The 13,129-nt window shown below is 69.2% G+C and carries 11 protein-coding genes; 9 read left to right on the top strand and 2 right to left on the bottom strand.

Features of this window, described 5'->3' with window-relative positions:
* Window positions 1–113: 113 nt before the first annotated feature.
* The 6 genes from Z164_RS0117340 (at window position 114) to Z164_RS0117315 (ending at window position 7,488) form a co-directional block, all read left to right on the top strand.
* Window positions 114–2,033, top strand: coding sequence for a sialate O-acetylesterase (locus Z164_RS0117340; protein WP_152541012.1), 1,920 nt, complete (start codon window positions 114–116; stop codon window positions 2,031–2,033).
* A 157-nt stretch (window positions 2,034–2,190) separates the two neighbouring features.
* Window positions 2,191–3,444: a D-mannonate dehydratase ManD gene (gene manD, locus Z164_RS0117335; protein WP_024891943.1), complete on the top strand. Its 1,254-nt coding sequence runs from the start codon at window positions 2,191–2,193 to the stop codon at window positions 3,442–3,444.
* 103 nt (window positions 3,445–3,547) lie between these two features.
* Window positions 3,548–5,185, top strand: a complete 1,638-nt coding sequence (locus tag Z164_RS0117330) for a glycoside hydrolase family 43 protein (RefSeq protein ID WP_321166290.1) — start codon at window positions 3,548–3,550, stop codon at window positions 5,183–5,185.
* Complete coding sequence (locus Z164_RS0117325) at window positions 5,182–6,636, top strand: mannitol dehydrogenase family protein (protein ID WP_024891941.1); 1,455 nt, start codon at window positions 5,182–5,184, stop codon at window positions 6,634–6,636. The genes Z164_RS0117330 and Z164_RS0117325 overlap by 4 nt, the downstream gene beginning before the upstream one ends.
* 32 nt (window positions 6,637–6,668) lie before the next feature.
* Window positions 6,669–7,295 carry a LysE family translocator gene (locus Z164_RS0117320; protein ID WP_024891940.1) on the top strand — a complete coding sequence of 209 codons (627 nt, stop codon included), beginning with the start codon at window positions 6,669–6,671 and terminating at the stop codon, window positions 7,293–7,295.
* A gap of 4 nt (window positions 7,296–7,299) precedes the next feature.
* A complete protein-coding gene (locus Z164_RS0117315; RefSeq protein WP_024891939.1) occupies window positions 7,300–7,488 on the top strand; it encodes a hypothetical protein in 189 nt (62 codons plus the stop codon).
* 117 nt (window positions 7,489–7,605) lie between these two features.
* Here Z164_RS0117315 and Z164_RS0117310 read toward each other — a convergent pair whose 3' ends face one another.
* Entirely contained in the window at window positions 7,606–7,914 is a 309-nt protein-coding gene (locus Z164_RS0117310) for a hypothetical protein (protein ID WP_152541010.1), read from the bottom strand.
* Between the two features lie 315 nt (window positions 7,915–8,229).
* Here Z164_RS0117310 and Z164_RS22850 point away from each other — a divergent pair, with 315 nt between their 5' ends.
* Together Z164_RS22850 and Z164_RS22645 are read left to right on the top strand one after the other, a co-directional pair.
* A complete protein-coding gene (locus Z164_RS22850; protein ID WP_160170701.1) occupies window positions 8,230–8,385 on the top strand; it encodes a hypothetical protein in 156 nt (51 codons plus the stop codon).
* 3 nt (window positions 8,386–8,388) lie between these two features.
* Window positions 8,389–9,147, top strand: coding sequence for a hypothetical protein (locus Z164_RS22645; protein WP_152541006.1), 759 nt, complete (start codon window positions 8,389–8,391; stop codon window positions 9,145–9,147).
* Window positions 9,148–9,161: 14 nt separating this feature from the next.
* Here Z164_RS22645 and Z164_RS0117295 read toward each other — a convergent pair whose 3' ends face one another.
* On the bottom strand, window positions 9,162–12,122 hold the full coding sequence (locus Z164_RS0117295) for a DEAD/DEAH box helicase (RefSeq protein ID WP_043690670.1): 2,961 nt from the start codon (window positions 12,120–12,122) through the stop codon (window positions 9,162–9,164).
* Window positions 12,123–12,656: 534 nt separating this feature from the next.
* On the opposite strand from Z164_RS0117295, the gene Z164_RS23440 reads away from it, so the two are divergent.
* A complete protein-coding gene (locus tag Z164_RS23440) occupies window positions 12,657–13,031 on the top strand; it encodes a SymE family type I addiction module toxin (RefSeq protein WP_236621824.1) in 375 nt (124 codons plus the stop codon).
* Window positions 13,032–13,129: the final 98 nt, after the last annotated feature.

The raw sequence follows: 13,129 nt of genomic DNA, 5'->3' as shown, positions 1-13,129 counted from the left end.
CACTCGAAACCCTTCTCCCGCCTGCGGGAGAAGGTGGCGCGAAGCGCCGGATGAGGGCCGCCCTTCGCGCGGTGGCGGCGACGTCTGCGTGGGTCGCCGCGTCGATCGCCTGCATGTCCCCCGCGTTCGCCGACCCGCCCGATCCCGCGACCCCGCTGCTGCACCCGCTGTTCCAGGACCATGCCGTCCTCCAGCGCGACCGGCCGCTGCGCCTGCACGGCGACGCGCCCGCCGGCGCCACGGTCCACGTCGAACTGGCCGGCCACCGCGCCCAGGCGCGCGCCGATGCCGGCGGCCGCTGGCGGGCCGACCTGCCGCCGCTGCCCGCCGGCGGCCCGCACACCCTGAGCGTGCGCGCCGGCGGCGCCACGCAGACCGTGCGCGACCTGCTGGTCGGCGATGTCTGGCTGTGCTCGGGCCAGTCGAACATGGAACTGCCGGTGTGGCGCTCGCTCGATGCGCGCGCCGAGATCGCCAACGCCGATCACGCCGCTGTCATCCGCCTGCTCACCGTGCCCAAGGCCGGCAGCCCGCTGCCGCAGGCGCGCTTCGGGCTGCCGGCGGCGTGGCAGGCGGCCACGCCCGAGACCGTGCGCGATTTCTCCGCCGCCTGCTTCTACTTCGCCCGCGAACTGCGCAAGACCCTCGACGTGCCGATGGGGCTGATCGACGCCTCCTGGGGCGGCTCGCGCATCCAGGCCTGGACCAGCGCCGAGGCGCTGCGCGCCGGCGGCCACGCGGACGAGGATCTCGACGTGCTCGCGCTCTACGCGAAGGACCCGGCGCGCGCGGCCGCGCGCTGGGGCGAGCGCTGGGCCGCCTGGTGGGCGCGGGCGCCGGGCGTGGCCGCCGGCGACCGGCCCTGGGACGGCACGCCGCACGGCGACTGGCGGCAGGCCCCGCGCGAACTCGGCGCCTGGGAGCGCTGGGGCGTGCCGGAACTGGCCGCCTTCGACGGCATGCTCTGGTACCGCACCACCGCCACGCTCACCGCCGATCAGGCCGCGCAGGCCGCGACGCTGGTGCTCGGCCCCGCCGACGAGATGGACCTCACCTGGGTCAACGGCATCGCGGTCGGCAGCACCTACGGCGCCGGCACCGTGCGCGAGTACCCGCTGCCGCGAGGCCTGCTGCGCGCCGGTACCAACACCATCGTCGTCAACGTGCTCGACACCTACCGCGACGGCGGCCTGGCCGGCCCGGCCTCGGCGCACCGGCTGCGCCTGGCCGACGGCACCAGCGTGCCACTGGACGGCGGCTGGCGCTACCGCATCGTGCCGCCGGCCACTGGCGCGCCGCCGCGCGCGCCGTGGCAATCCGCCGCCGGCCTGTCCACGCTGTACAACGGCATGATCGCGCCGCTGGCCGGCACCGCGCTGCGCGGCGTGCTCTGGTACCAGGGCGAATCCAACACGTCCGAGCCCGATGCCTACGCCGGCCTGCTGCGCAGCCTGCGCGAGGACTGGCGCCGCCGCTTCGACGATCCGCGATTGCCGTGGCTCATCGTGCAACTGGCCAACTACGGCGCCCCGGCGCAGGCGCCCGGCGACAGCGGCTGGGCGGCGCTGCGCGAGGCCCAGCGCCGCGTCGCCGCCGAGCCGCACAGCGCGCTGGCGGTGACCATCGACATCGGCGAGCGCGACGACATCCACCCGCCCAACAAGCAGGCGCTCGGCCTCCGCCTCGCGCGCGCCGCGCGCCACGTGGTCTACGGCGAGGCGCTGGCGCCCAGCGGCCCGGTGCCGCGCGGCGCCCGGCGCGAGGGCGGGGCGGTGGTGGTGACCTTCGGCGATGTCGAAGGCGGCCTGGTCGCCTACGGCGCGCCGGGGCCGCTCGGCTTCGAGCTGTGCGGCGCCGAGCCCGGCAGTTGCCGCTGGGCGCAGGCCGCGCTCGACGGCGACGCCGTGCACCTGCACGCCCCCGACCTGCCCGCGCCGACCCGCGTGCGCCACGCCTGGGCCGACAACCCGCTGGTCAACCTGTTCGACCGCGCCGGCCTGCCGGCGGGGCCGTTCGAGATCGAGATCCGCTGAAAGCAAACCCTTCTCCCGCGCGCGGGAGAAGGGGCCCCGCAGGGGCGGATGAGGGCACCGATCGCGCCGGTGGCGCGTCCTCCATCCGCCTTCGGCACCTTCCCCCGCACGCGGGGGAAGGGGGCACGCCACCCCCACCGCCACCCGAGCCGCCCGCATGCCCGCCACCGCCGAGCCCGACCGCCACAGCAGCCACCGCGACCGCGAGATCGTCGAGGCGCGGGTCATCGTCACCTGCCCCGGCCGCAACTTCGTCACCCTCAAGATCGTCACCCGCTCGGGCGTTCACGGCCTGGGCGATGCCACGCTCAACGGCCGCGAGCTGGCGGTCGCCGCCTACCTGCAGGAGCACGTGGTGCCCAACCTGATCGGCCGCGACGCCGGCCGCATCGAGGATCTGTGGCAGTTCCTCTACCGCGGCGCGTACTGGCGGCGCGGCCCGGTCACCATGACCGCGATCGCCGCGGTCGATGTCGCGCTGTGGGACATCCTCGGCAAGATGGCCGGGCTGCCGCTCTACCAACTGCTCGGCGGCCGCTCGCGCGAGGGCGCGCTGGTCTACGCGCACGCCAACGGCCGCGACATCAGTGAGGCCAGCGACGAGGTCGGCCGCTACATCGAGCGCGGCTTCCTGGCCGTGCGCGCGCAATGCGGGGTGCCGGGCGTGCAGAAGGCCTACGGCGTCGCCAGTGCCGGCAAGCCGTACGAACCCGCCGAGAGCGCGCTGCCGGCCGAGACCGTCTGGAACACCCCGCGCTACCTGGAGACCGCGCCGAAGCTGTTCGAGCGCCTGCGCGCCGACCACGGCAACGGCGTGGAACTGCTGCACGACGTGCACCACCGGCTCACGCCCATCGAGGCCGCGCGGCTGGCGCGCGACGTCGAACCCTACCGGCTGTTCTGGCTGGAGGACGCGACCCCCGCCGAGCACCAGGCCTCGTTCGAGCTGATCCGCAAGCACTCGGTCACCCCGCTGGCGGTGGGCGAGGTGTTCAACTCCATCTGGGACTGCAAGCACCTCATCGAGCGCCAGCTCATCGACTACATCCGCACCACGATCGTCCACGGCGGCGGCATCACCCACATCCGCCGGCTGGCCGACTTCGCCGGCCTGCACCAGGTGCGCACCGGCTTCCACGGCGCCACCGATCTCTCGCCGGTCACGATGGGCGCCGCGCTGCACTTCGACACCTGGGCGCCGAACTTCGGCATCCAGGAATACATGTTCCACAGCGAGGCGACCGATGCCGTGTTCCCACACGACTACCGCTTCCGAGACGGCCGCCTGCACGTGGGCGACACCCCCGGCCACGGCGTGGACATCGACGAGGCGCTGGCCGCGAAGTACCCCTACGCCCCCAAGCAACTGCCCGTCGCGCGCCTGGAAGACGGCGCGATGTGGGACTGGTGAGGTGGCCTTGCCTGCAGGAACGCGCTCGCGCGCGACGCCTTTCGTACCCGGCTTGGGCAAGAAGATGCCGCGCGCGAGCGCGCTCCTGCCGGGGCTCCTGCTGATGCTGTCGGCCCCCGCATGCGCCGAACCCGCGCCCGTCCTGTTCGACTGGTTCGAATACACCGGCCGCGATGCCGTGTTCGAGCGCCCCCTGCCCGAGGGCCACTACCGCAACCCGATCCTGGCCGGCTTCCACCCCGACCCCAGCATCGTCCGCGTCGACGACCGCTACTACCTGGTCAATTCCAGCTTCGCCTACTTCCCCGGCATCCCGATCTTCGAAAGCCGCGACCTGGTGCACTGGACTCCGCTCGGCCACGTCATCGACCGCCCCGGCCAGCTCGACTTCGACGGCCTGGGCATCTCGCGCGGCGTCTTCGCGCCGGCCGTCGAGCACCGCGACGGCGTGTTCTACGTGGTCAGCACCGCGGTGGACGCCGGCGGCAACTTCGTCGTCACCGCCACCGATCCCGCCGGCCCGTGGTCGGACCCGACCTTCCTGCCCGAGGTGGGCGGCATCGACCCGTCGCTGTTCTTCGACGACGACGGCAGCGCCTGGCTGCTCAACAACGGCGCGCCCGAGGGCATCCCGCGCTACGACGGCCACCGCGCGATCTGGCTGCAGCGCTTCGACCCCGACACCCTGCGCACCGTGGGCCCGCGCCGCGTGCTGGTCGACGGCGGCGCCGACCCCGGCGCGAACCCGATCTGGATCGAGGGCCCGCACCTGTACAAGCGCGACGGCTGGTACATCCTGACCAGCGCCGAGGGCGGTACCGGCCCGCAGCACTCGCAGGTGGTGCTGCGCAGCCGCGATATCTGGGGGCCGTACGCGCCCTACGCCCACAACCCCATCCTGACCCAGCGCGACCTGCCGCCCGGGCGCCCCGCGCCGGTCACCAACGCCGGCCACGCCGATCTCGTCGAGGCGCCCGACGGCCGCTGGTGGGCGGTGTTCCTCGCCAGCCGCCCCTACGAGGGCGACCGTTACAACACCGGCCGCGAGACCTTCCTGCTGCCGGTCGACTGGCGCGACGGGTGGCCGGTGATCCTCGACCGTGGCCTGCCCATTCCCGACGCGGCCCCCGCGCCCGCCGCGATGCCCGCCGCCGCCGCGCAGGCGCCGCTGAGCGGCAACTTCGCCTGGCGCGACGACTTCGACGGCCCCGCGCTCGACCCGGCGTGGACCTTCGTGCGCGTGCCCAAGGCGCCCTGGGCCGACCTCGCCGCGCATCCCGGCCGGCTCGCCCTGCGCCCGCTGCGCGACGGCCTCGACAGCCTGCGCAATCCCGCCTTCCTCGCCCGCCGCCAGCAGCACCGGGCGTTCGAGGCGCGCACCGCGCTCGCCGTGCCGACGGAGGCCGGCGTCTCGGCGGGGCTGGCGCTGTTCCAGGGCGAACGCCACTGGCTGTTCCTCGGCGCGCGCCGCACGGGGCGGGGCGCGGAACTGTTCCTGGAACGCCACGACGGCGACGCGCGCGCCATCGTCGCCGCCGCCGCGATCGATGGCGACGCCCCGCTGACCCTGAAGGTCGTGGCCGACGGCGCCGACCACGCCTTCGCCTACGACGACGGCCGCGGCTGGCGCTGGCTGGCGCGCGACATCGATGGCCGCCTGCTCAGCACCGACCACGCCGGCGGCTTCGTCGGCACCACCCTCGGCCCGCACGCCCGCCTCGCTCCCGAGCCCGCCGAATGAACGCCCCGCGCCTGTCCGACGCCACCCTCGCCGCGCTGCCGCCCGCCATCGCGCGCCCGGCCTACGACCGCGCCGCCACCCGCATCGGCGTGGTCCACCTCGGCGCCGGCGCGTTCCATCGCGCCCACCAGGCGGTCTACCTCGACGACGCGCTCGCGCTCGACCCCGACTGGGCGGTGTGCGCCGTCTCCCTGCGCCACCCGGACCTGCGCGACGCGCTGCGCCCGCAGGACGGCCTGTACACGCTCGCCATCCTCGGCGACACGCCGCGGCTGCGGGTGATCGGCGCCCTGCGCGAAGTGCTGTGCGCCCGCGACCAGACCGCCGCCGTGCTCGCCCGCCTCGCCGACCCGGCCGTGCGCCTGGTCACCCTGACCGTGACCGAGAAGGGCTACTGCCTGGCCGGCGACGGCCTCGACCTCGCCCATCCCGACATCGCCCACGACCTCGCCGCGCCCGACGCCCCGGTGAGCGCCATCGGCCACATCGTCGCCGGGCTCGCCCGCCGCCGCGCCGCCGGCCACGCGCCGTACACCGTGCTGAGCTGCGACAACCTCGCCGACAACGGCACGCGCCTGCGCCGCGCCACGCTCGACTTCGCCCAGCGCCTCGACCCCGCGCTGGCCCGCTGGATCGAGGCCGAAGCCGCCTTCCCGCGCTCGATGGTCGACAGCATCACCCCCGCCAGCGACGACGCCCTACGCGGGCGCGTGGCCCAGGCCCTGGACGCGCACGACGCCTGGCCGGTGCAGCGCGAGCCCTACGCGCAATGGGTGGTGGAGGACCGCTTCTGCAACGGCCGCCCGCCGCTGGAACGCGTGGGCGTGACCCTGAGCGACGACATCGCCGGCTTCGACCGCGCCAAGCTGCGCCTGCTCAACGGCCCGCACAGCGCGCTGGCCTACCTCGGCCTGCTGCTGGGCCTGGAGACCGTGGCCGATGCCATGCGCCACCCCGGCCTCGCGCGGTACGCCGAGCGCCTGATGCGCGAGGACATCGCGCCCACGCTCGACGCCCCTGCCGGCCTCGACCTCGACGCCTACATCGCCGCCATCCTCGAACGCTTCCGCAACCCCGCCATCGCCCACCGTCTCGCCCAGATCGCCTGGGACGGCAGCCAGAAGCTGCCCGTGCGCCTGCTCGGCACCCTCCGCGACGCCCGGGCCGCCGGCCGCCCCATCGACCGCCTGTGCCTGCCCATCGCCGCCTGGATGCAGTTCGTGCGCCGGCAGGCGCAGGCCGGCGTGGCGCTGGCCGACCCGATGGCGGAGGCGCTGGCGCGGATCGGCCGCGCGGCCACCGGTGACGCCCAGGCCGACGTCGCGCGCTTCCTGGCCCTGGCCGAGGTGTTCGGCCGCGCCGACGCCGGCCTGGCGAGCGCGCTGGTCGAGGCCTACCGGCGCCTGGACGCCGGCCCGGACGCCGCACTGGCCGCGGCCGCGCGGGTCTAAGATCGCCCCTCCCACCCCGGACGCCGGCCGTCATGATCCCGCCCGAAACCGCCTTGCAGTTCGTCGCCGTCGCCGCCGTGCTCGCCCTGGTGCCCGGCCCCGACAACCTGTTCGTGCTGATGCAATCGGCCATCCGTGGCGCGCGATCGGGCCTGGCCGTCACCCTGGGCCTGTGCACCGGCCTGATCGTCCACACCACCGCGGTCGCCTTCGGCGTCGCCGCGCTGTTCGCGGCGTCCGCGCTCGCCTTCACCGCGCTCAAGATCGTCGGCGCCGCGTACCTGCTCTACCTCGCCTACGGCGCCTTCCGCGCCGGCGCCACTGCCGCGCCCGCGGCCGACCCCGCCGCCGGCTCGGCGCGCGCGCTGTACCTGCGCGGCGTGGCGATGAACATCACCAACCCCAAGGTCGCCATCTTCTTCCTCGCCTTCCTGCCGCAGTTCGTCGCCGCCGACCGCGGCCCCGTCGCCTGGCAGATGCTGCAGCTCGGCGCGCTGTTCATGGCCACCAGCCTGCTCGTGTTCGGCGCCATCGCCGCCGTCTCCGGCCGCCTCAGCGGCTGGCTGCGCCGCAGCCCCCGCGCCGTGCCCGCGATGAACAAGATCGCCGGCCTCGTGTTCGTCGGCCTCGCCGCCAAGCTCGCCACCGCGCAGCGGTAGCCGCATGGAAAAGCGCGACCCGACCGGCGGACCTCCGCCCCCGCAGGAGGAAGCCGGCGACTGGCCCGGCGACGCGGCCGCCGCACTGCGCGCACTGGCCCAGGCCGGGCTCGACAGCGGCACCAGCACCCGGACCCTGGCGGCGCTGAAGGCCGACGCGCGGCGCCGCCTGGGCAAGATCGCGCGCGACTGACGCGACCTGCGCCTGCGCAGCCGCCCCGCAACGAAGGACTCGATCGCCCCTGGCCGGCATTCGCCCAGGACGCCCCGGCCGCGCGGACCGGATGCTGAGGGCCAGCGGCGCCCGACCTCAGAACCGCCCCGCGCCCAGCACGACCCGGGCAAGCACCACGGCGGTCACCGCCGCCGCCAGCACAAGCGACGCCAGCGCCCAGGTGGGCCGCGCGAGCGACACCGCCCCTGCGGCGGCCAACAGCACCGGCAGCACCAGCAGGCGACGGCCCACCCAGCGGTGCAGGGCAGCCGGATCCGACACCTGCGCGTAATCGACGAAATTCAGCACCTTCGCCGTGCCCGCGAACCGGATTCCCAGTGCCACCGCGAAGAGCAGCGGCGCCACCGCCAGTTGGATCACCGCGAGGGATTTCAGAGCATCCACGGGAGTCCTCCTCGGGTCGCGCGCAGCGCCCCGGTGCCGCGCGTTCGCACTCCGGTTTCGTGGGCTGGCGCGCCGGCCGGCCACACGGCCGGCGGTCCCTGCCGCCGGGCGGTATGAGCGGGCTGCTGAAGCGCGGTTGCCAAGTGTGGAAAATTGCCAAATTCTCCGCGCATGGCCAAGAACGTCCGCGTCTCCGATTCGCATTACGCGCTGGCGCAGGCGGAAGCCCGGCTGCAGGACCGCAGCATCGCCCAGCAACTGGAACACTGAGCGAAACGGGGGCTGGCGGCGCTGGAGGCGAGCGCCCCGGGGGAGGTGAGCGCGCTGGACGCGGCCGTCGCGGTGACCCGGCGGCTGGATGCCCTCGACGTGTTCGACGGCAAGCGCAGCGCGGACGCGCTGCACTTCATCCCGCGGGCCCTGGCCCGGGAGAGCAAGCCGGAGTTCCCGGCCAAGTACCGCAAGAGCTGACCGGTGAGCGGGGCGGGCGAGGCCTACATGCCGCCCGCGTTGGTGCGGCGCGTGCTGGAAAGCGCCTCGCCGGACGTGGTCCTGATCGGCGGGCAGGCCCTGGCGTACTGGATGGGCTACTACGACGTCCACACGCCGGGCCGCGCACCGCCGGCCGTGACCCACGGCGTGGATTTCTTCGCTCGCGATGCCGGCAACATCGCACCGCTCCGGGCCTTCGCCCAGGCGATCGGTGGCCAGTTCCGGCTTGCGATCGAGGTGGCGCGCAAGTACCTGGAAGAACGGATCGACGGCATCGAACAGGCCCCGGCCCTCGGCGACGGCGCGCGCAACCGGGAGAGCCTCGATGTCATCCGCGACGTCGTCGCCTATTCGGCCGAGGACGCCGCCCGCAAGAACGCCCAGCGCTACGGCATCTTCCTGGCCGATGCGATCCCCGCATGGCGCATCCGCTCGACCGCCTTCTGGGAGCGGCGGTGGCCGCATCTGCGCGAACGGAATGTCGCCCGCCCACGCGCAGGCGTGCGAACAAGGGGCGGGGCGCGGCGGATAAAGCCGGACGCTCCGGCGACCTCTCCCAGTGCGAGGTCCACGCCCGGACGTGTCGTGCGAGTAGGAACGAGTCGAACGGCACGGCCGTCTGAGGCACCGCTTCGGTTCATTGGGGGCGCTGCTGCAGACGAACTGGCGCACGCTCGATCGAGCGGAAGCCGCATACGAGGTCATTGGCGAGACGGGAATCCATGTTTTGGACGAGCTTGAGGAATCCAGTTGCCTTAAGGGCTAGCGATCACGCGCAGATCGACGTTCGCAATATCACGCAGATACATGTAACTGGTACCAAGCACAGTCATGACACTGTCCGTACCTCTAGCCGTAACGCTAGCGGCAGAAAAAGCTGGCTGCACGATGAAGAACCCCATTCGCATTTCAATATCCCGAGCTTTGAGCCTCAAGATGTCGATTTGCCGTGGCGTGCCCTTCAGCAGTCGTTGAGTGCCATTGCCCTCGCCCGCGCTATAGCGATCCAACAGGCGCTGGAAGAGCGCGGGGCCCCTATGGAGCCATTTCGCGGACCGGCTTGCTTGCCCAGCGACAACATACGCATCGTCCACACGCGCTCCTGGTCGTTGACCACTACCGCAGTATTTGCAGTGGTAGAGATCCACCACGATGTGGTCGGGTGCGTCCCGGATCGCGACAAGGTCGGCAATCTCACCGGCGCCGTCATCGTCGAAGATGATGTCGTAGCTATCGAAAACTTTTTGAAGTGTGAAGCCTTGGACCGAATCGAAGTCCGTGGCATGGGCCATCGACTCTCTATGGATGTTGGTGTTTCCCCAATCCCAGGCTGAGAGAAGATTGGCCGGGAGCGGGACGTTAAGCGTGGCGTGAGTGAAGTAGCGATAGTTGCCAATGAGGATGGAACCGTCGGCTTGCAATAATCGCATGCGCTCGCGATCCAGGTATTCATTGAGATCGTGCTCTTTAGTGCCGATAAGCAGCGTGGCGCGGCCACTCGAATACCGGTAGCCATCACTCTCAAGGTGGATCCGAATGGTTGTCAAAGCCCGTTCGTCGCCGTTGGGTAGAACGGCCGACAACGCAATGGCTAGCGTGTCATCACTCTCCTTGATCGGTTGTCCAAGTTTGGTGTCCAGCAATGGGTAGGATTCCCCATTGACGGTGATCGCGCAGCGTCCTTCGGTTTCGACACCTAGCGCATCCGGCCAGTCGGCGAAGAAGATGCCGTCCGGCCAACGGCCGCTTAGCTTCTCCGCTCGCATGACGTTTCGAAGAATGGCGGCTGTATCGATTGCGGAGTTGTTGATCTTCGAAGCGACGTCGTCGCACCAACGTACCCATTCGTCAATGGCGCCGGAATCCATCTTCCAGAGCTTGCCCTTAGCCGAACAGCCTGCGGTAGTGCTCTCTCCGTCTGCGTATCCAACGCCGAAAATGTTGGACTTGATAGATCGGCCACTCTCAAGGTCGTCCATAACCCGGTTGACGTCCTGCCCAACGTGCATGGTAAACCGTACGTCACGTCCAGATCTGCTAAGGCCAACGTTTTGCAGCTTCAGTCGTTTAATCCCATACATAATGCGAAAGACGTCGTCGCCGTTGATTCGACGTGCCGATGGCGCAACAAGAGACTGAAAACGCGAGGTCTGCCGTTCGTCTCCGGTGCACGAGATGAAGAGAGTTGCGTCGCTTTGCCGGAAGTAGGCGAGATATAGGTGCCAATTTGAGCCAGAGATAGACTCGCTCCTCGCCCAGGAAACTGGAGTGGTCTCATGGGAAACAGCCATTACAACCGATTCGTCTTCGCTCACCGAGTGCAACTGAATCGTCTCGTTCGGCGACCCTAGGCTTTTTACCGCGCGGGGATGCCAGTTAGATTTCGTCAGGCGGTAGGCGAGGCAGCTGATGTTAGGTGTTGGATTGAGAGCCGCGATCTTCGCTCCCTCAGAATCGCCTTCGAACCTTGATTCAAATTCCTGGCGCCGCAACTCCCGTCCGATGCGCTCAGTGCTGACTTCACGAATGATCAAACTCCAGTCCGCGCTTTCTTCAAAGAGGCGCCTCATGGGGCCATCCGCACGCTGGTTAGCGATGTTGGCGACGAACTTTGCGGTTCCCAGGCGCGTGTCTGTTCGGGTCAGGCGACCAATAAATTGCAGTGTGACCGCTGGACTTTGATGCTGATCGTGGATTGCAGCAATCTTAAGCTCTGGCAAGTCAAATCCCTCGCCGAACATGTCGACGCAGACTACGATACGACTCTGCCGCGTTCGTATGCGTTCTAAATCCCGCTCCTTCGTTCTACTGCTCCTGCTGCTGTGGATGACAACTGGATCAAATTCCGGTCCCAGTTCACGGTACAGCTCGATGATCCGGTTTGCCTTAGCTATCTTTGCGCATCGCGCCATGAGAATGTGATCGAAACCTGCTTCCAGGTCGTTGGTTAGCAGCTCAACGGCTTTGGCTGCGATGGTTCGATCAATCTCGCTGGCTACATATTCGCGAACAGGAAAGAAATCAATCTTCTGAAAGTAGTTGTCTCGCTGCGCTTGGCTCAGGCTGTAGTTGAAGATGATCTTGCCTTCTAGCCGTTGCTGGTCGAGGCGGAAAGGTGTCGCAGTGAAGTAAAGGGATGGTTTGGAATCAAAAGCATTTCGAATGCGTCCCCATGTTGCGGCGGCAACGTGGTGAGCCTCGTCAAAGATGAGGTGACTGAAGCGCGCCGCAAAGGCTTTCAGTTCGTTGTCATCTAGTTGGGCCAGCGCGGCAGGCGTCGCGATGGTGACGTTGGAGGTTTCGATGGCGTGCACGTCGACTGCAGCATCGCGACCATCGATGCGATGGACGACCGGTGAAAGAACGTCTTCGGAAATCGCATTGATGGCCCGTAGACGGTGCAAACTGGCCAATCGATCACCTATTTGTGTGCGAAGCGCCTCAGTTGGCACGATCAGCAGTGTTCGACGGAACCGACTTCCTATGATGATTGCGAAGATCGTGTCCGTCTTTCCCGTGCCAGTAGGCATAACAACGATCCCCGGCACTTCGGGCTCGGAATCGAGATGGGAAAAAACAGCAAACGCAGCAGCGCGTTGGGGTCTTCGAAATCCAGTGAACCCATTGGCTGGCCCTTCGACAGCGAAATTTAGGGTGTGGTCGGCCCAACTGCGGTAAACCACGTTCTCTCGGCAAAACTCGACATCAACATCCATTGATTTCCCCCTGTGAAGCGGACTTCCATCTGCTTGCCGCCCGTTTCGGTAAGACGATTCACACTAAGCTCCTATTCTGCCAGTGGATCATGGAATTGGAAGTAGGAATAGTCCGATTTTTGGCTTTTCCCAGAAGAAGTGGACGCCAAACGTGGGGCAACAAAGGGGGCATGTCTGCATTGTGTAGAGCAGACGTTTGGGAATGTCCGTTCTTAGTCGAAGCGGACGCAGGCCGATCGAACGTCTTCCCGCGAGCCGTTGACTAGCTCAAAAAGCAGTGGCACGATCAACCCGCTGCGATAAATCTCGCAGCCGAGTTTGACAGCTCGAACACCGAGGCGCACCAGCGCCCATCGTCGATGTCGGCGCTTTTTTTGTGCCTGCGCGATGCTGGGCGGCCATGCCTGCTCTACGGCGGGCGGTGCGCGGAGGCCGAAAGGTCTGCCGGTCCTCGGTCCGGTCTGTCAACCGCGTGCCGTCCGCCACCTCGATTGACAGCGATGTGGCGGATTCCATCCAACCGAGGAGTCCGACATGAGCCGTCCCAAGCAAGCCACTCGCGTTTCGTCTTCCGTGTCCGAACCCGCTTCGCGTGCCACGCGCGCCCGGCGCGATGTTCCGTCGCGGCAGATGCAAGACAGTGCCTCCGAAACCTCCGCGCCTCCGCTCACCGAGGCAGAGCTGCGGTGGCGCGCGCGCTTTCCGAACTTTCGCACGCCGGTGCGTTGCACGATGGGCTATCACTACTACGACGAGCGGCGCGGCGATCAGGTCGTGGGCTGTGCGGTGCCGCAGTTGCGGTTGTCGGGCCGGTGGCTGGCGGAGCATGGGTTCGCGGTCGGCGACGATCTGCAGGTGTCGGTGGGGCGGGGCGTGCTGCTGATCAGCCGGCGGCGGCAGGCGGGCTGAGTCTGTGCCCCGGCGGTTCGCGCCGGGGTGACGACCGGGCACGGCCGGTCGCGTGCCGGTCGTGTTCGCATGCGTTCCATACGTGGGTCGGTGCGCCG

The organism is Luteimonas huabeiensis HB2, from assembly GCF_000559025.1.
GTDB lineage: Bacteria > Pseudomonadota > Gammaproteobacteria > Xanthomonadales > Xanthomonadaceae > Luteimonas > Luteimonas huabeiensis.
The sequence above is the reverse complement of the archived record's forward strand: the minus strand, read 5'-3'. Positions and strand labels throughout refer to the sequence as shown.